This window comes from Serratia sp. YC16, assembly GCF_009707615.1.
Lineage (GTDB): Bacteria > Pseudomonadota > Gammaproteobacteria > Enterobacterales > Enterobacteriaceae > Serratia > Serratia surfactantfaciens.
On sequence record NZ_WLYN01000012.1, the window covers coordinates 19,095 to 36,209 of the forward strand.

At 61.3% G+C, this 17,115-nt stretch carries 18 protein-coding genes; 3 read left to right on the top strand and 15 right to left on the bottom strand.

Annotated elements, in window-relative coordinates:
• Window positions 1-16 precede the first annotated feature (16 nt).
• Genes sdhA through sdhC form a run of 3 tightly spaced genes read right to left on the bottom strand, consistent with a single transcriptional unit; the run spans window position 17 to window position 2,514 of the window.
• Complete coding sequence (gene sdhA, locus GKN89_RS21455) at window positions 17-1,783, bottom strand: succinate dehydrogenase flavoprotein subunit (protein ID WP_015376974.1); 1,767 nt, start codon at window positions 1,781-1,783, stop codon at window positions 17-19.
• Window positions 1,784-2,131 (bottom strand): succinate dehydrogenase membrane anchor subunit, encoded by a 348-nt coding sequence (sdhD, locus tag GKN89_RS21460; protein ID WP_004939891.1) that lies wholly within the window; start codon window positions 2,129-2,131, stop codon window positions 1,784-1,786.
• Window positions 2,125-2,514 (bottom strand): succinate dehydrogenase cytochrome b556 subunit, encoded by a 390-nt coding sequence (sdhC, locus tag GKN89_RS21465; protein ID WP_004939893.1) that lies wholly within the window; start codon window positions 2,512-2,514, stop codon window positions 2,125-2,127. The genes sdhD and sdhC overlap by 7 nt, the downstream gene beginning before the upstream one ends.
• Before the next feature lie 729 nt (window positions 2,515-3,243).
• Between sdhC and GKN89_RS21470 the strand changes: the two genes are divergently transcribed.
• On the top strand, window positions 3,244-4,536 hold the full coding sequence (locus GKN89_RS21470) for a citrate synthase (protein ID WP_016928730.1): 1,293 nt from the start codon (window positions 3,244-3,246) through the stop codon (window positions 4,534-4,536).
• 57 nt (window positions 4,537-4,593) lie between these two features.
• Here GKN89_RS21470 and nei read toward each other — a convergent pair whose 3' ends face one another.
• The 12 genes from nei to GKN89_RS21530 all read right to left on the bottom strand — a co-directional run bounded on the left by nei (window position 4,594) and on the right by GKN89_RS21530 (window position 14,884).
• Window positions 4,594-5,385: an endonuclease VIII gene (gene nei / locus GKN89_RS21475; protein WP_154747737.1), complete on the bottom strand. Its 792-nt coding sequence runs from the start codon at window positions 5,383-5,385 to the stop codon at window positions 4,594-4,596.
• Between the two features lie 54 nt (window positions 5,386-5,439).
• The gene (gene pcp, locus GKN89_RS21480; protein WP_019454038.1) at window positions 5,440-6,084 is read right to left on the bottom strand and encodes a pyroglutamyl-peptidase I; all 645 of its coding nucleotides are present in this window, start codon (window positions 6,082-6,084) and stop codon (window positions 5,440-5,442) included.
• 8 nt (window positions 6,085-6,092) lie between these two features.
• Window positions 6,093-7,112: a DUF979 domain-containing protein gene (locus GKN89_RS21485; protein WP_019454039.1), complete on the bottom strand. Its 1,020-nt coding sequence runs from the start codon at window positions 7,110-7,112 to the stop codon at window positions 6,093-6,095.
• A complete protein-coding gene (locus GKN89_RS21490; protein ID WP_016928734.1) occupies window positions 7,109-7,840 on the bottom strand; it encodes a DUF969 domain-containing protein in 732 nt (243 codons plus the stop codon). The genes GKN89_RS21485 and GKN89_RS21490 overlap by 4 nt, the downstream gene beginning before the upstream one ends.
• Window positions 7,841-7,894: 54 nt before the next feature.
• Window positions 7,895-8,635, bottom strand: a complete 741-nt coding sequence (pxpA, locus tag GKN89_RS21495) for a 5-oxoprolinase subunit PxpA (RefSeq protein ID WP_063918907.1) — start codon at window positions 8,633-8,635, stop codon at window positions 7,895-7,897.
• Complete coding sequence (pxpC, locus tag GKN89_RS21500; RefSeq protein ID WP_154747738.1) at window positions 8,625-9,557, bottom strand: 5-oxoprolinase subunit PxpC; 933 nt, start codon at window positions 9,555-9,557, stop codon at window positions 8,625-8,627. Before pxpC ends, pxpA begins: the two co-directional genes overlap by 11 nt.
• Window positions 9,551-10,207: a 5-oxoprolinase subunit PxpB gene (gene pxpB, locus GKN89_RS21505; RefSeq protein WP_025160036.1), complete on the bottom strand. Its 657-nt coding sequence runs from the start codon at window positions 10,205-10,207 to the stop codon at window positions 9,551-9,553. Before pxpB ends, pxpC begins: the two co-directional genes overlap by 7 nt.
• 158 nt (window positions 10,208-10,365) lie before the next feature.
• Window positions 10,366-11,109 (bottom strand): type 2 GTP cyclohydrolase I, encoded by a 744-nt coding sequence (locus GKN89_RS21510; RefSeq protein WP_019454043.1) that lies wholly within the window; start codon window positions 11,107-11,109, stop codon window positions 10,366-10,368.
• 18 nt (window positions 11,110-11,127) lie between these two features.
• Window positions 11,128-12,108, bottom strand: coding sequence for an MBL fold metallo-hydrolase (locus tag GKN89_RS21515; protein ID WP_154747739.1), 981 nt, complete (start codon window positions 12,106-12,108; stop codon window positions 11,128-11,130).
• A 22-nt stretch (window positions 12,109-12,130) separates the two neighbouring features.
• Complete coding sequence (phrB, locus tag GKN89_RS21520) at window positions 12,131-13,561, bottom strand: deoxyribodipyrimidine photo-lyase (protein ID WP_154747740.1); 1,431 nt, start codon at window positions 13,559-13,561, stop codon at window positions 12,131-12,133.
• A 15-nt stretch (window positions 13,562-13,576) separates the two neighbouring features.
• On the bottom strand, window positions 13,577-14,533 hold the full coding sequence (locus GKN89_RS21525) for a DUF523 and DUF1722 domain-containing protein (RefSeq protein ID WP_154747741.1): 957 nt from the start codon (window positions 14,531-14,533) through the stop codon (window positions 13,577-13,579).
• Window positions 14,534-14,674: 141 nt separating this feature from the next.
• Window positions 14,675-14,884, bottom strand: a complete 210-nt coding sequence (locus GKN89_RS21530) for a YbfA family protein (RefSeq protein ID WP_004939916.1) — start codon at window positions 14,882-14,884, stop codon at window positions 14,675-14,677.
• 441 nt (window positions 14,885-15,325) lie between these two features.
• Here GKN89_RS21530 and GKN89_RS24545 point away from each other — a divergent pair, with 441 nt between their 5' ends.
• Together GKN89_RS24545 and kdpA are read left to right on the top strand one after the other, a co-directional pair.
• Window positions 15,326-15,415 (top strand): K(+)-transporting ATPase subunit F, encoded by a 90-nt coding sequence (locus tag GKN89_RS24545; protein ID WP_016928742.1) that lies wholly within the window; start codon window positions 15,326-15,328, stop codon window positions 15,413-15,415.
• Window positions 15,415-17,103: a potassium-transporting ATPase subunit KdpA gene (kdpA, locus tag GKN89_RS21540; RefSeq protein ID WP_154747743.1), complete on the top strand. Its 1,689-nt coding sequence runs from the start codon at window positions 15,415-15,417 to the stop codon at window positions 17,101-17,103. Before GKN89_RS24545 ends, kdpA begins: the two co-directional genes overlap by 1 nt.
• Window positions 17,104-17,115 lie beyond the last annotated feature (12 nt).

The following is a 17,115-nucleotide window of genomic DNA, read 5'->3' on the forward strand; positions in this document are numbered from 1 at the left end:
CTGTCGATCTCCGCAATTAGTAAGAACGCACTTTCGGCGGGAATGCCGGGCGCAGCTTCGGTTGCATGTTCACTTCGCGGCGCGTCATGCTTTCCGATTGCGGCAGATACAGCGAATGGCACAGCCAGTTGGCGTCATCGCGTTCCGGGTAGTCGAAGCGGCTGTGTGCGCCACGGCTCTCGGTACGGAAATTGGCCGACACGGCGGTGGAATACGCAGTCTCCATCAGGTTATCCAACTCCAGACACTCGATGCGCTGGGTGTTGAACTCGCTGGAGGTATCGTCCAGGCGTGCGTTCTTCAGACGTTCACGGATCACTTTCAGTTCTTCCAGGCCCTTGGCCATCGCATCGCCTTCGCGGAATACCGAGAAGTTGTGCTGCATGCAAGACTGCAGCGCTTTGCGAATTTCAACCGGGTCTTCGCCGGAACGGGTGTTGTTCCAACGGTTCAGACGGTCCAGCGAGGCTTCCACGTCGGAGTCGCTGGCGTCACGGCTCACGCCCTGCTCTTCCAGCGATTCCTGCAGGTGCATACCGGCGGAACGGCCGAACACCACCAGGTCGAGCAGCGAGTTGCCGCCCAGACGGTTGGCGCCGTGCACCGATACGCAGGCGATTTCGCCCACGGCGAACAGCCCCGGGATCACCACGTCTTCGCCTTTCTCGTTCACGGTCAGCGCCTGGCCGGTCACCTTGGTCGGAATGCCGCCCATCATATAGTGACAGGTTGGGATAACCGGGATCGGCTCTTTCACCGGATCGACGTGCGCGAAGGTGCGGGACAGTTCCAGAATGCCCGGCAGACGGGATTCCAGCACCTCTTTACCCAGGTGATCCAGCTTCAGCTTGGCGTGCGGGCCCCAAGGACCGTCACAGCCGCGGCCTTCGCGGATTTCGATCATGATCGAACGGGCAACCACGTCGCGGCCCGCCAGATCTTTGGCATTCGGCGCATAACGCTCCATGAAGCGCTCGCCGTGTTTGTTCAGCAGGTAACCGCCTTCGCCGCGGCAACCCTCGGTCACCAGCACGCCCGCGCCGGCGATGCCGGTCGGGTGGAACTGCCACATTTCCATGTCCTGTACCGGCACGCCGGCGCGCAGCGCCATGCCGACACCGTCGCCGGTGTTGATGTGGGCGTTGGTGGTGGACTGGTAAATACGGCCTGCGCCGCCGGTCGCCAGCACGGTGGCCTTGGCTTTGAAGTAAACCACTTCACCGGTTTCAATGCAGATAGCCGTGGTGCCGACCACCGCGCCGTCCTGGTTTTTCACCAGATCAAGCGCATACCACTCGGAGAAGATGGTGGTGTGGTTTTTCAGGTTCTGTTGGTACAGGGTGTGCAGCAGCGCATGGCCGGTACGGTCGGCTGCGGCTGCGGTACGCGCCGCCTGCTCGCCGCCGAAGTTCAGCGACTGGCCGCCGAACGGACGCTGATAGATGCGACCGTCGTCCAGACGAGAGAACGGCAGCCCCATGTGTTCCAGTTCCAGAATCGCTTCCGGGCCGGTTTTACACATATATTCGATGGCGTCCTGGTCACCGATATAGTCGGAACCTTTCACCGTGTCGTACATATGCCATTCCCAGTTGTCCTCGTGGCTGTTGCCCAGCGCGACGGTGATGCCGCCCTGTGCGGACACGGTATGGGAACGGGTCGGGAAAACTTTGGACAGCAGGGCACAGGTCGAGCCCGCTTGGGAAATTTGCAGCGCGGCACGCATGCCCGCACCGCCGGCGCCGATTACGACGGCATCAAACTCTCTGACTGGCAGTTTCATTTAAGCACCCCACACTACGATTGTTCCGTACAGTAAATAGACCAGCAACGCGACCACGACAGCCAGCTGCAACACCAGGCGAACCGCCAGCGGCTTGACGTAGTCCGTCAGCACCTGCCACAGCCCGATCCAGGCGTGCACCAGAATCGACAGCAAGGTCAGCAGAGTGAACACTTTCGTAATGGAAGTGGCGAAGAAACCGCGCCAGATGTCATAAGTGAGTTCCGGAGCCGTGACGAAAAAGCCCAGGATATACAGGACGTACAGGGTAATGATGATAGCGGAAGCGCGCAGCAGCAGCCAATCGTGCACGCCGTTGCGCCCTAATGCAGAAACGTTGTTTACCATACGAGGACTCCAGCCAGAACTGACAGCACGACGGTCAGACCGATCGCCACCTGGGCGGAACGGGTGCCGGCGGCCAAACTCTCTTCGATATAGCCAAAATCCATTAACAAGTGACGGATGCCACCGCAAATGTGATAGGCCAGCGCCGTGAGGATGCCCCAGAATATGAATTTGACGATGAAGCTATTCATGATGGCGGCCGCCTGCAGGAACCCCTCTTGGGAAGAGAGTGACAGGCCCAGCAGCCAGAGGAGGATACCCACGGCAACGAAGGTAATTACGCCAGAGACTCGGTGTAAGATAGACGCTATCGCAGTTACGGGGAACCGGATCGTTTGCAGATCCAAGTTGACAGGTCGTTGTTTTTTCACGTATTTGCCCACACAGCTCTTATTATTTTCCTTCCTCCGGGCCTGGGCGGGGATCAGACAGCGTTAAGAGCCTAAAACCCTTACACGTCACGCGCTCAAACATCAACATCCTCTGTGCTCAAACGGCGCGCATTTATAACGCTGGGTGCTCCTACTTCAGGGTAATCCGGAGACCTGGCGGCAGTATAGGAGGATCACATTCTGATTACAATTCTCATACAACCGCTTTGATAACATTTCCCCCGAACAGTGATTCAGATCACGGATTTCACAATTAGTGCAAAATTAATTATCTGATTTGACAAGAGATCAACATTTCCATTACATATAGGGGCACAAACGGTCCTATGATGCGCTATGGGTCAGCAGATACACTTCCTCCCGGGTTCGAGTTATGCAACAGTGTATTTGGCGAACCTATCCCAATAGCCGTTGTTTCCCGCTCGAGTTTGCCGGCGTCAAAAGCAAATAAAGCACATAAAAACAGATTATTGGGATAGGTTCACATCTCTTCGAACAGCTCATAGGTAAGATTAACAGACTATAACGAATTACTATGAATCGTTAACAACTGGTCACCCGTCTCGTTCGCCTGGTCAGCACTCTGTACCCTACCCGCGCACAGTTGCGCAGTCGCTCACAGAGTTAGCGTCCGCACCATTTTTTTGCGGGCAACCTGCAGAGATTTAAGGTATTTCAGTTGTTAGTGGTTTTTAAAATAAGGCGCTAAGGAGACAGTAAATGACTGATAAGAAAGCGACGCTAACCATTAATGACAGCGAAGCTCCGATCGAACTGGGCGTATTGACACCGACACTGGGCCCCGATGTCCTCGATGTCCGCGCTCTGGGTTCCAAAGGTTATTTCACATTTGATCCCGGCTTTACCTCCACCGCTTCTTGCGAATCCAAGATTACCTTCATCGACGGCGACAAAGGCGTGCTGCTGCACCGCGGCTTCCCTATCGAGCAGCTGGCGAAAGAATCTTCCTACCTGGAAGTGTGCTACATCCTGCTGTACGGCGAGACCCCAACGCCGGAAGAATTCGAAACCTTCAAGACCACCGTGACCCGCCACACCATGATCCACGACCAGATCACCCATCTGTTCCGTGGCTTCCGTCGCGACTCGCACCCGATGGCGGTGCTGTGCGGCGTGACCGGCGCGCTGGCGGCGTTCTACCACGATGCGCTGGACGTTAACAACGAGCGTCACCGTGAAATCACCGCGTTCCGTCTGCTGTCCAAAATGCCGACCGTGGCGGCGATGTGCTACAAATACTCCCTGGGCCAGCCGTTCGTTTATCCGCGCAACGATCTGTCCTATGCCGGCAACTTCCTGCATATGATGTTCGCCACCCCGTGCGAAGAGTACGTGGTGAACCCGGTGCTGGAGCGCGCCATGGATCGCATCCTGATCCTGCACGCCGACCATGAGCAGAACGCCTCCACCTCGACCGTGCGCACCGCCGGCTCTTCCGGCGCCAACCCGTTCGCCTGCATCGCGGCCGGCATCGCCTCCCTGTGGGGACCGGCGCACGGCGGCGCCAACGAAGCGGCGCTGAAAATGCTGGAAGAGATCAAGACCGTCGAGCACATTCCAGAGTTCATCAAGCGCGCCAAGGACAAGAACGACTCCTTCCGCCTGATGGGCTTCGGCCACCGCGTGTACAAGAATTACGATCCGCGCGCCACCGTGATGCGCGAAACCTGTCACGAAGTGCTGAAAGAGCTGAACAAGAAGGACGACAACCTGCTGCAGGTAGCGATGGAGCTGGAACACATCGCGCTGAACGACCCGTACTTCATCGAGAAGAAACTGTACCCGAACGTCGACTTCTACTCCGGCATCATCCTGAAGGCGATGGGCATTCCTTCTTCCATGTTCACCGTGATCTTCGCCATCGCGCGCACCATCGGCTGGATCGCCCACTGGAACGAAATGCACGACGAAGGCATCAAAATTGCCCGTCCGCGTCAGCTGTACACCGGCTATGCCGAGCGTGATTTCAAATCCCAGCTGAAAAACAAGTAAGCCGCCTTCCCGGCTGAAACGTACAGCGCCGCCCTTTCGGGCGGCGTTTTTTTTTGGCTATTTCTGGCAGCCCGGGCACCAATAGAACGGCCGCGACGACAGCTCGGTGCGCACGATCATCCCACCGCAGCGTTCGCACGACTCGCCGCTGCGATGAAACACCTTGAAGCGAAACAGCGCGCCGTGATGACGGTTGTCATCCGCCTGCCCGCGCGTCTGGTAGGAAAGGCGCGGCACCGCCAGCAATGCCTCCGCCAGGCGCCACAGCGCCTCTGGCGTCAGATCCTGCGGTTTGTGCTGCGGCGCCAGTTCGGCCTGCCACAGGATTTCGGCGCGCAGATAGTTGCCCAATCCGGCAAGAAACGCCTGATCGAGCAGCATGCCGCTCAGCTGCCGGCGGCGAAAACGCGGCGTCAGCAACCGCTCCACCACATCGTCTACCGTCAGCGACATGTCCAACACATCGGGGCCGATGCGTTGCAAAAACGGGTGTTGCTCTATTTCCTCGCGCGGCCCGACGGTAATATCGGAAGCGCTGTAGAGCAATATCGCGCGGTGGGCGGTTTCCAGCCGCACCCGCAGATCGCGCTTGGTGTCCGGCGTCTCCCCCGCCGCCGCCACTTTCCACACGCCGTACAGCTGGTTATGGCTGTACATCGTCAGCCCGTTGGAAAAGTGGGTCAACAGCGCCTTGCCGCGCGGCTCGATGGCGACGATGCGCTCGCCGAGCAAACGCTGGCGATAATGTTTCAGCTGAGGAAAAGCGAAATCGACGGCGGTCAGCGGCTGATCGATCACCGCCGCCGCCAGTTTGTCCGCCGCCCGGCGAATCTCCGGTCCTTCCGGCATAGACCACTCCTTACATAGACCCGGCGCAGCCCGATGCGCCGGGGATTATCAGGCTTAATGCGTTGCACCGCCCGCCACTTTCAGATCGTGCTCCACCTGCAAAGCGATGGAAACGGCCAGCTCCAGCGCAAACAGCACCGTCGAGGCCGCCATGCTCGGCGCGCCGGGGTGCGCCGCCGCCTGTTCCGGCAGGTACGGGATATGAATAAACCCACCCTTCACCTCGCGCTGGCCGCTCAGCCGGTGCAACAAGCCATACATGACATGGTTGCACACGTAGGTGCCGGCGGTCTGCGAAACGGAGGCCGGAATGCCGGCCTCGCGCATCGAACTGACCATCGCCTTGATCGGCAAGGTGCTGAAATAGGCCGCCGGGCCGCCGGCGACGATCGGCTCGTCCACCGGCTGCTGCCCCTGATTGTCGGGAATGCGCGCATCGTCGACGTTGATCGCCACCCGCTCAATCGTGATATCGGTGCGGCCGCCGGCCTGGCCGACAGCCAACACCATCAGCGGCTGCACCTCATCGATCGCCGCGTTGAGCGCCTCCAGCGCCGCACCGAACACGCACGGCAGCTGGCGCGCCACAATGCGCGTACCGACCAGTTCCAGATCGTTGAGCTGCTTCACCACTTCCCAGGAAGGGTTGAGGCGCTCACCGCCAAACGGCTCGAAGCCGGTAATCAATACTTTTTGCATCCTTACTCCTACAGGAACATCAGGAAATACAGCAGGAACACGTTAACCAACAGCAGCAGCACGCCGGTCGGCACCTGCGCCTTGATCACCGCATTCTTGTCCGGCAGCTCCAGCAGCGCCGCCGGCACAATGTTGAAGTTCGCCGCCATCGGCGTCATCAGGGTGCCGCAATAGCCGGAGAACATGCCGATCGCCGCCATCACCGCCGGGTTGCCGCCGTGTTGCAGCACCAGGATCGGAATGCCGATGCCGGCGGTGACGATCGGGAACGCGGCGAAGGCGTTGCCCATCACCATGGTCAGCACCGCCATACCGATAGCGTAGACCGCCACGGCGATAAAGCGGTTATCCACCGCCAGATACTCCTGGGTTAAATGCGAGATCGCGGTGCCGACGCCGGCGACGGTAAACAGCAGGCCCAGCGTGGCGAGGATCTGCGGCAGAATGAACGCCCAGCCGATCGAATCCAGCAGGCGCCGCGCTTCCTGCACCGGCTGCAACGCCTTCTCATGGGTCATTTTCACCGCGATCGCCAGGCCAATCAGGCAGCCGACGGTCATCGAGAACAGCGTGATCAGCGTCGCGTGGTTACCGCTGCCGAACACTGCGCTTTGCAACGCCGGAATGTTGTTGAACAGCAGCACGCCGATCACCGTCACCACCGGGATCGCCAGGGCGGGGATAAACAGCCTGTTGCCCAACCGCTTGGCGCTGGCCTCGCGCTCCTGCGGCGTTCGCTGATGATAGCTGCCGAGGCGCACGCCGCCGAAGCCGGCGATCAGGGCCATCACCACCACCACCACGCCAACGATGATGTGCAGCATGCGTTTCTCGTTGCTGCCTTCGCCGAGCACATCGCCCAGCAGGCGGTAAGTCCAGTCGCCGACCAGGAACACCAGGCCGTACAGCCCCCAAAATAGCCCGGTGGTGATGCGGCGCGGGTTGGCGCGATCGCGGAAGGACATCACCGCCACAATCAGCAGCACCGCGCCGGCCAGCCAGTAGAGATATTGTTGCTGGAAGTTCATCGTGCTTCCCCCTTCGCCTGCAGCGCCGCCTGATTCAGCTGCGCCAGCTCGGCGCTCAGCTGTTTATCCATCCGATACAGCCGGAAAGCGTGGATCAGGAAAGCGAAAATGGCGGTCGGAATGCCCCACAGCGCGATATGCAATGGCTCGGTCTGAATGCCGCCGGACTCCAGCATAAAGTTGTGCATGAAGATGATCGCGCCGAAGGCCACGAAGATATCTTCGCCGAAGAACAGCCCGACGTTGTCGGTGGCGGCCGACATGGCGCGCAGGCGGTGGCGAGTGCGCTCCGGCAGCTCGCCGTAGCGGTTTTCCGTCGCCCCTTCCGCCATCGGCGCCAGCAGTGGCCGCACCATCTGCGGGTGCCCGCCCAGGCTGGTCAAGCCCATCGCCGCAGTAATCTCGCGCACGAACAGGTACACGATCAGCAGCCGGCCGGCGGTGGCGCTTTTGATCTTGGCGATCCACGCCTGCGCCCGCTCTTTCAACCCGTGGCGCTCCAGCAGGCCGATCACCGCCAGCGGCAGCAGCAGGATCAGCGGCAGGTTACGGGTGTTGAGAAAGCCTTCGCCGAGCTTTTCCAGAATGACGTCCAGCGGCATCAGCGCCGCCAGACCGGTGATGATGCCGGCGGCGATGACCACCAGCACCGGGTTGAAACGCAATACAAACCCGACCACGATAGCGGCGATGCCGATCAGTGGCCAGAGATTCACGGCCTGTTCCATAGTCTTCCCTCGATATTTTCTAATAGTTTTTTGCTTGTGATGTTGTGTCTTGCTTTACTGCTCCGCGCTGACGCGGATCCCCTGCTGAACAAAACTGTCCCGCAGCCTGCGCGCATACGCCAGCGCATGCTCGCCATCCCCATGCAGGCAGACGGTTTCCGCCTGAACCGCGGTCCAGACGCCATCCACGCTGCGCACCCGGTGATGGCGCACCATCTCCAGCGTTTGCGCCAGCGCCTGCTCGTCGTCCTCGATAAGCGCCCCCGGCAAGCCGCGCGGCACCAGTGTGCCATCGGCCTGGTAGCCGCGATCGGCGAACACCTCCTGCCGGGTGGTCAGACCGAGCTTTTCCCCGGCGCGGATCAGCTCGCTGCCGGCCAGCCCCACCAGCCGCAGCGCCGGATCGACCGCCTGCACCGCCCGGGCGATCGCTTCCGCCAGCGCCGGCTCAACCGCCGCCTGGTTGTACAGCATGCCGTGCGGCTTGACGTGCACCATCACTCCGCCCTCGGCGCGGGCGATAGCCGCCAGCGCCCCGAGCTGATACACCACCTGCGAGTACACCGTTTCCGGCGGCAGCTGCATGCGGGTGCGGCCGAAGTTCTCCCGATCGGGAAAACTCGGGTGGGCGCCGATCGCCACGCCGTACTCCAATGCCCAGCGCACCGACTGACGCATGGTCTGCGCATCGCCGGCGTGGAAGCCGCAGGCGATGTTGGCCGAGCTCACCAATTGCAGCAGCGCCTGGTCGTTGGCGCAGCCTTCGCCGAGATCGGCGTTCAAATCAACGATCATGTAGCCCCCAGGCAATCTGTCGAAGGAAGAGATCTTGCTCGGCCTTGGCGCGCTGCGCCTCCGCCAGTGAGCAGAGAACGAAGTGGATCGGTTCGCCGAGTCGGATCTGCGCCAAATGGTAGAGATCGGCTTCGATCACGCAGGCAATACGCGGGTAACCGCCGGTGGTTTGCGCATCGGCCATCAGCACGATCGGCTGGCCGTTGTGCGGCACCTGCACCACGCCGGGCAACAGGCCGTGCGACAGCATCTCGCGGTCGGTGGTGCGCTCCAGCGGCGTGCCGCCGTGCAGACGGTAACCCATGCGGTTGCTCTGCGGGCTGAGCTGCCAGGCGGCACGCCAGAACGTCTCCTGTGCCTCTTCGCTGAATTCGGCGTACTCCGGCCCCGGCAACGTGCGGATGCGGTTGGTGAACAGCAGTTGCTTCACGCCGCAGGAATGCTGCGGTTGAGCGGCAGATTTGCCGAGCGGCAACCGGTCGCCGTCCTTCAGATTACGCCCCTCGCATCCGCCAAAGGCGGCTTTCATATCGGTGCTGCGCGAGCCCAGCATTTCCGGCACGGCGATGCCGCCGGAGATCGCCAGGTAGCTGCGCATGCCGCGTTTCGGCGTGCCCAGCGCCAGCCGCTGCCCCTTTCTCACCGGATAGCGCCAGCCGGTCCACAGCGGTTTGCCGTCCAGCTGCGCGTCGCAGCCGGCGCCGGTCAGGGCGATCCAGCCAGAGCGGGTAAACTCGGCGCTGAACTGGCCGAGGGTGATCTCCAGCCCGGCAGCCTCCGGCGTATTGCCCACCAGCAGGTTGGCTATCTTCAGCGCCGGTTGATCCAGCGCTCCGCCGGTGCTGATGCCCAGACGGCGGAATCCCTCGCGGCCCAAATCCTGCACCGTGGTATAGATGCCGGCACGCAGAATAATCAGCATACGCCCTCCTTCTGTGGCACGAAGCGTACGTTATCGCCCGGGCGCAGCAACGTCGGCGGCATTTCATGCGGATTGAACAGCGCCAGCGGCGTGCGGCCAATCAGCTGCCAGCCACCGGGCGTCACCAGCGGATAGATGCCGGTCTGGCCACCGCCGATGCCGACGGAGCCGGCCGCCACCGCCAGACGCGGTTCAGCACGGCGCGGCGTCGCCAACTGTTCCGGCATGCCGCCCAAATAGGAGAAGCCCGGCTGAAAGCCGAGGAAATAGACCACATAGGCCGCCGCCGCGTGGCATTCCACCACCTGTTGCGGCGTCATGCCGGTATGACGCGCCACCTCATCCAGGTCGGGGCCCTGTTCCCCGCCGTAGATAACCGGAATATCCACCTGACGCGACTCCGGCGTCAGGCTCTCTTTGCTCTCCCACCCCTGCTGCAGCAATGCCAGCATCGCTTCGGCGTCGGCCTGCGGCGTATGCAGCAACAGCGTCAGGTTATTCATCCCCGGCACCACTTCCCGCACGTCGGGATGGTGATTCAGCTTTTCCGCCAGCGCCCAAATGCGCCGCTGACTGGGCAGCGTCACCGGCGGCGACAGTTCAAGCACCACCGCTCTTTCACCCAACAGGTAACATCGTGCTTGTTGCACCCTTATTCTCCTTATTATTATCGCGATGAAAAACACACCAGTTATGCGTGACGCGGCCCCGGCTGTCAATAGAACGCAACCATAGGGAAAATAAGGAAATAGCGCAGTAAAAGGATTCAGCCGGCGCACAGGCCGGGCTGGATCCGGGGAAGAAGAAATCAGGCGGGATTCGGGATATCGATAAAGGTCACATCAAAGCCGTGGTGCTGAGCCAGCCACTCTCCCAACGCTTTCACGCCGCCGCGCTCGGTGGCGTGGTGACCGGCGGCGAAGAAGTGAACGCCCATTTCGCGCGCGCTGTGGATGGTCTGCTCAGAGACTTCACCGCTGATAAAAGCATCGACGCCAAAGCGCGCCGCGCTGTCGATAAAGCCCTGGCCGCCGCCGGTGCACCAGGCCACCCGGCGAATGTGCTCAGGCGCGTTATCGCCGCAGTGCAACACCGCGCGCCCCAGCCGGCTTTCGATACGTTGCTGCAGCGCTTCGCCGGTCAGCGGCTGTTCAAATTCGCCGTGCGGCACCAGCGGCTCGACTTCGCCAATCACCCGAATGCCCAACGCCTGCGCCAGCTGCGCGTTGTTGCCCAGCACCGGATGCGCGTCCAGCGGCAAATGATAGCCGTACAGGTTGATGTCGTGGGTCAGCAACGTTTTCAGGCGATTGCGTTTCATGCCGCGTACCGCCGGCGCCTCGTTTTTCCAGAAATAGCCGTGGTGTACGATAATCGCGTCGGCCTGATGCGCCACCGCGGCGTCCAGCAGCGCCTGACAGGCGGTGACGCCGGTCACGATACGCTGTACATGCGCACGCCCCTCTACCTGCAAACCGTTGGGGGCGTAGTCCTGAAACGCCGCAGCGTTCAGTTCCGTGTTGATCAGTTGTTCCAGATCGAGGTTACGCATTCTCTTCTCTCTTCATAGTCAAAATGTCTGTCGGTCGCCCTGCGCCATCAGGATGAATTTCACCCCCAGATCGTTGCCCTGCGCCAGCTGCTGCGCAATGGCGGCGCGCGCGTCTTCGCCCTGCTTCAGGCTGGGCTTGATGTGGCTGATGACCACCGGCAGACCGTTCAGCGAGCCTTCGCCGCCGCTGTACTGCGTCAGGTTTTTCAGCTCCTTCAGCAGCCAGGCCGGCGTCAAATGGCCGTACAGATGTTTGTCCTCCACCCCGTTGGGATAAGAGGTTTCGATAATCATGCCTTTGAGCTTTTTCTGCTCGACAAGCGGCCCCAGCGTGCGCCAGACGGTATCGAGATCGCGCGACTGCTCCACCTTATCCGGCCCGGTATCGCCGAAATAGGCGAAGAACTCCTTGCCGTTGGAAATCAGCAGCATCGACGACGGGTAGCGATCGTGGCTGAGCGGGTACATCACGCCGGTCAACCCGGTCAGGCCGAGGGTAAACCGCTGCTGCGGCCGCACCGTTTGCAGCCGGTAGGTGCCCAGCCGCGCACCGTTGCCGGCGTCGGTAAAGTTCGGCCAGGCCTTCCAGTTAAAGTAGTGATTACGCAAGGTCAGCACGGTGTCCGCCTGGGCGTAAACGGTTTTTTTATTGTCTTCCGGCGAGCCGACGATCAGCCCCGCCACGTGGTCCAGATGGCCGTGGCTGATAAAGTAGCTGCCGATCAACTGCCGGAACACATAGCCCTGCGGCGTATAAGGCGCGGCCAGCTCGGGCGACACCTGCGGGAAGCTGCCCTTCTCCAGTCCTTTGGCGATGCCCGGCAGCAGCGAACCGGCGTCCAGCGCCACATACTGCGGCTGATTGTCGCTGCGGATCAGGTAGGAAGTCAGGTTGCCGTCGCTGACGCCGCCATCGACGCCCAGCGCCACCACGTCAAAGCCGGCGATCGCCAGCGCGGAATAGCCGCTCAGGCACAGGGCCAACACCTTTTTCATCATTGCGTCGCTCCTTGCAGTTGCCTCAAGACTCTCCCCGTTTCGCCGCCTCGAACGCCGCCAGCGTCTCCAGACGGGCTTGCTTATGATCGACGATCGGCAGCGGGTAATTCAGCACGCATGGCTGTTTTTCCGCCCAACGGTGAGGATGATGGATGTCATTGTCGGGCACATCCGCCAGTTCCGGCAACCATTTACGGATAAAAGTGCCTTGTGGATCAAAACGTTCACCCTGCGTTGTCGGGTTGAAGATGCGGAAATACGGCGCGGCGTCGGTGCCGGTGGAAGCCGCCCACTGCCAGCCGCCGTTGTTGGCCGCCAGATCGCCGTCCAGCAATTGCGACATGAAATAACGCTCACCGGCCCGCCAGTCGATCAGCAGGTCCTTCACCAGGAAACTGGCGCTGATCATGCGCAGCCGGTTGTGCATCCAGCCGGTGGCGTTCAGCTGGCGCATGGCGGCATCGACGATCGGGTAACCGGTCTCGCCCCGCTGCCAGGCCTGCAGTTTCTCCGCGTCATCGCACCAGCGCACCTTGTCCGTCCAGGCGATAAACGGCCGATGGCGGCACAGCTCGGGATAGGCCACCAGCAGATGGCGGTAGAACTCGCGCCAAATCAGCTCGTTGAGCCAGGCGAAGGCACCGCTCTCGCGATCTTCCAGCAACTGCGGGCATTCGGCACGCAGGCGGTTGAAGCACTGGCGCGGCGACAGCGCGCCGATCGCCAGATAGGGCGACAGGCTGCTGGTACCGGCGAGGGCCGGCAGATCGCGCTGGCGAAGGTAATCCTGCACCTGCTCGCGGCAAAAGGCGCGCAGCCGCTGCAGCGCGGTCTCCTCGCCGGCGGGATAGCCATCCCCGATGTCTGCCGTAGGGTAATCGAACGCCGCTGGCGCCTCAGGCACAGGCAACGCGCCACCGGCACGGGTTTTCGGTGCCGGCAAGCAGTTGAGATCGGACTCGGTCAGGCGATGAATGAAGGCGTTGCGAAACGGCGTATAGACCTTGTACATCTCCCCGCCGCCGGTTTGCACGCTGCCCGGCGGCAACAGCAGGCTGTCATCAAAACCGTGGCACCTTACCCGCCCATTCAACTGCTGCTCCAGCCGCGCATCGCGTCGCCGTTCATTCAGTTCGTACTGGCGATTGTAAAACAGCGCATCCACCTGCTCCCGCCGGCAATAGTCCGCCAGCCAGTCGATCGAAGCGGCAAAATCCGTGCCGGCATGGCAATGCAACGCAATGCCTTTTTGCGCCAGCGCCTGCTGCACCGCCCGCAGGCTGGCATGGATCAGCGCCGCCTGCCGCGGCGCCATCTCATGTTGCCGCCACTGCTGCGGGGTGGCGATAAACACCGCCAACACTCGGGCTTCGGGATCGCTGCAGGCAGCGTGCAGCGCTTTGTTGTCGGTGATACGCAGATCGTTACGCAACCAGACCAGATGAGTGGTCATAAAACTCCTTGTCAATCAATGGCCGTAACGCAAACGCAGCGCCTCCGGGTAAGGTTCGAAATAGCGTTGTTCCGCCAGATAGCGGTCGGGGTATTCCGCCATGTAATGTTTAAGCAGCGCGATCGGCGCCAACAGCGGCTGCATGCCCTGCCGATAACGGTCGATCAGGTGCGCCAGCTCCTGGCGTTGCGCCGCGCTGAGCTGACGGCGGAAATAGCCCTGCACGTGCATCAACACGTTGGTGTGGTTGCGGCGCGTCGCCTTGTGCGCCAACAGCGCCATCAGGCGGCTGCGGTATTCCACAGCGAAGGCTTCCAACGAGTCCCAGCGGTGAATATCGGCGACGAAGCGCCCCAGCTCGCGATACGCCGGCTGCGAATGCGCCAGCAGTGAAAGCTTGTAGCGGCTGTGAAACGCGATCAGCCCGCCGCGGGTCAGCCCCTGACGCCACAGCATATTCAGCTCGTACAGCGCGTACACCCGTTCAATGAAGTTTTCCCGCAGTGCCGCATCCTGCAATCGTCCGTCTTCTTCCACCGGCAGCCACGGCATCTGACGCAGCAGTTCAGCGGTAAACAGCCCGACGCCGTTTTTACGCGAGTCCTTGCCGTTTTCGCTGTAGACCCGCACTCGCTCCAGGCCGCAGCTCGGCGACTTGGCGCAGACGATATAGCCGCACAGATGCTGCAGCGCCGCCACGCACTGTGCGGAGAAGCGGCGCATCTCCTCGGTCAGATCCACGCTCGCGTCATTGCTGTAACGCATCGCCGGCCAGGGCTGCGTCTGCTTCACCAGGCGCAGCGCCGGGCGCGGCGTCGGCAGGCCGATCGCCATTTCCGGGCAAACAGGCTCAAAGCGCACATAGGGCGCCAACTGTTCCACCGCAAAGGCCAGCCGCTTGTGGCCACCGTCGAAACGCACCGTCTCGCCCAGTAAACAGGCGCTGATGCCGATAGGGATCTTGTCGCTCATACCGCTCTCCCGTGTTGTTGGCCGATGAGGAAAGTGTAGAAGAACGGCTTGCCGAATACGACCTTACGTTGGGTAGGGGCGGCCAGAGGCATAAAAAAACCCCCGCCGCAGGGCGAGGGTTTTTCGTGAATCGGCAGTGACTCAGTAGAAATCGCAGGACGCCAATTCCGCCTGCTGCAGCCAGACCGGCTTGTCGCTGGTTTTTGACCAGACGCGGTGCAGGTAGCTGTAAAAACGCCCGCGATCGCTGCGGAACAGCATCACCGGCAGGGCCAAAATGCCCGCGATGACCACTGCGCTGCGGCGCAGGAGAATCCGATGCAGTGAATAAGCGTGATAGGTAGTAGACATGCGAACCTCCTTAAAAACGCCTGCCGTTGATTTGTCAGGGAAAACGGCGTCGGCGTATCAAATGAACAATCGGTAATTTGGTAACTGGACAAAATTTTAGCGCACTTGATGAAAGTTTACTACTCATCCGACCACTAAATCGCACAAAAAATCGCTAATCACCTCAGTGATCCGTAATTTTGTTACAGCCAAGTTAATTTTTAACTAAACATGGGTTACATTGTGGTTATTTCCTGGTTCGTTATTTCCCACCTCTGCCCGTTCTCATTCAGGTATCAGGCGCAATCTCGCCGCGAGCCTGATGCCTGAAACGCCCAATTTCCGCTGAAATTTCAGCCATTTTTATACTTTTTTTACACCCGCCCGCGCGATTTTTTCATCTTCTTTCTACCCCTCTCCCTACACTGCCTCTATCAAAAACAACACCTCTGGAGGTGTCCCGTGAGTTTCAGCGTTATTGGTGGTGCGCTGTTGGTTCTGCTGCTGTTGGCCTATCTGGTCTACGCCCTGTTTAACGCGGAGGATTTCTGATGGCGGCTTCAGCCTTTTTACTGATCGCCAGCTTCCTGCTGGTGCTTCTGCTGCTGGCCCGGCCGCTGGGCGGCTTTATGGCGCGCCTGATCGAAGGTGAGCCGCTGCCTGCGCTACGCGGGGTGGAAGCCGGCGTCTGGCGTGCCTGCGGCATTCGCGCCACCGAGATGAACTGGTGGCAGTACGCGCTGGCGATCCTGGCGTTCAACCTGCTCGGCCTGGCGCTGCTGTTCGCCTTGCTGATGACGCAGGGCTCGCTGCCGCTCAACCCGCAAGGCTTCCCGGGCCTCTCCTGGGATCTGGCGCTCAACACCGCCGTCAGCTTCGTCACCAACACCAACTGGCAGGCCTACAGCGGCGAAAGCGCCCTCAGCTATTTCAGCCAAATGGCCGGGCTGGCGGTGCAGAACTTCGTCTCCGCCACCACCGGCATCGCCGTGGCCTTTGCGCTGATCCGCGCCTTTACCCGCCGCGCCGGCAAGACCGTCGGCAACGCCTGGGCCGATCTGTTCCGCATCACGCTGTACGTGCTGCTGCCGATCGCGCTGCTGATCGCCCTGTTCTTCGTCAGCCAGGGCACGCTGCAAAACTTCCTGCCTTACCTGCACGTCACCACGCTGGAAGGCGCGCAGCAGACGCTGCCGATGGGGCCGGTGGCCTCGCAGGAAGCGATCAAGATGCTCGGTACCAACGGCGGCGGCTTCTTCGGCGCCAACTCGGCGCATCCGTTCGAAAACCCAACCGTGTTGACCAACTTCGTGCAGATGCTGGCCATCTTCCTGATCCCCTGCGCGCTGTGCTTCTCCTTCGGCCAGCTGGCCGGTGAAAACCGCCAGGGCCATGCGCTGATCTGGGCGATGGCGCTGATCTTCGTGGTGGCGGTGGTGGTGGTGATGTATGCCGAGCTGGCGGGCAACCCGCACCTGAGCGCGCTGGGCGCCGACAGCAACATCAATATGGAAGGCAAAGAGTCGCGCTTCGGCATTCTCGCCACCAGCCTGTTCTCGGTGGTGACCACCGCCGCGTCCTGCGGGGCGGTCAACGCCATGCACGACTCCTTCACCGCGCTGGGCGGCATGGTGCCGATGTGGCTGATGCAGATCGGTGAAGTGGTGTTCGGCGGCGTCGGCTCCGGTCTGTACGGCATGCTGCTGTTCGTGATGCTGACGGTGTTTATCGCCGGTCTGATGATCGGCCGCACCCCGGAATACCTGGGCAAGAAAATCGACGTCTATGACATGAAGATGACCGCGTTGGCGATCCTGGTCACGCCGACGCTGGTATTGCTGGGCAGTGCGCTGGCCATCGGCACCGACGCGGGCCGCGCCGGCATCCTCAACCCGGGCGCTCACGGCTTCAGCGAAGTGCTGTACGCCCTGTCTTCCGCCGCCAACAACAACGGCAGCGCCTTCGCCGGGTTGAGCGTCAATACGCCGTTCTACAACCTGCTGCTGGCCTTCGCCATGTTCGTCGGCCGCTTCGGGGTGATCCTGCCGGTGCTGGCGATCGCCGGTTCACTGAGCGCCAAGCAACGTCAGCCGGCGGGCAACGGCACCCTGCCGACCTATGGGCCGCTGTTTATCGGCCTGCTGATCGGCACCGTGCTGCTGGTGGGGGCGCTGACCTTCGTGCCGGCGCTGGCGCTGGGCCCGGTGGCCGAGCATTTGCAACTTTGGTTGGCAAACTAACCGACGTCACAG

What these genes read in the sequence shown, in the direction of transcription:
- sdhA (WP_015376974.1), bottom strand. Translation starts at nt 1,783, where the DNA reads ATGAAACTGCCAGTCAGAGAGTTTGATGCCGTCGTAATCGGCGCCGGC.
- sdhD (WP_004939891.1), bottom strand. Translation starts at nt 2,131, where the DNA reads ATGGTAAACAACGTTTCTGCATTAGGGCGCAACGGCGTGCACGATTGG.
- GKN89_RS21470 (WP_016928730.1), top strand. Translation starts at nt 3,244, where the DNA reads ATGACTGATAAGAAAGCGACGCTAACCATTAATGACAGCGAAGCTCCG.
- nei (WP_154747737.1), bottom strand. Translation starts at nt 5,385, where the DNA reads ATGCCGGAAGGACCGGAGATTCGCCGGGCGGCGGACAAACTGGCGGCG.
- pcp (WP_019454038.1), bottom strand. Translation starts at nt 6,084, where the DNA reads ATGCAAAAAGTATTGATTACCGGCTTCGAGCCGTTTGGCGGTGAGCGC.
- GKN89_RS21485 (WP_019454039.1), bottom strand. Translation starts at nt 7,112, where the DNA reads ATGAACTTCCAGCAACAATATCTCTACTGGCTGGCCGGCGCGGTGCTG.
- GKN89_RS21490 (WP_016928734.1), bottom strand. Translation starts at nt 7,840, where the DNA reads ATGGAACAGGCCGTGAATCTCTGGCCACTGATCGGCATCGCCGCTATC.
- pxpA (WP_063918907.1), bottom strand. Translation starts at nt 8,635, where the DNA reads ATGATCGTTGATTTGAACGCCGATCTCGGCGAAGGCTGCGCCAACGAC.
- pxpC (WP_154747738.1), bottom strand. Translation starts at nt 9,557, where the DNA reads ATGCTGATTATTCTGCGTGCCGGCATCTATACCACGGTGCAGGATTTG.
- GKN89_RS21510 (WP_019454043.1), bottom strand. Translation starts at nt 11,109, where the DNA reads ATGCGTAACCTCGATCTGGAACAACTGATCAACACGGAACTGAACGCT.
- GKN89_RS21515 (WP_154747739.1), bottom strand. Translation starts at nt 12,108, where the DNA reads ATGATGAAAAAGGTGTTGGCCCTGTGCCTGAGCGGCTATTCCGCGCTG.
- phrB (WP_154747740.1), bottom strand. Translation starts at nt 13,561, where the DNA reads ATGACCACTCATCTGGTCTGGTTGCGTAACGATCTGCGTATCACCGAC.
- GKN89_RS21525 (WP_154747741.1), bottom strand. Translation starts at nt 14,533, where the DNA reads ATGAGCGACAAGATCCCTATCGGCATCAGCGCCTGTTTACTGGGCGAG.
- GKN89_RS21530 (WP_004939916.1), bottom strand. Translation starts at nt 14,884, where the DNA reads ATGTCTACTACCTATCACGCTTATTCACTGCATCGGATTCTCCTGCGC.
- kdpA (WP_154747743.1), top strand. Translation starts at nt 15,415, where the DNA reads ATGGCGGCTTCAGCCTTTTTACTGATCGCCAGCTTCCTGCTGGTGCTT.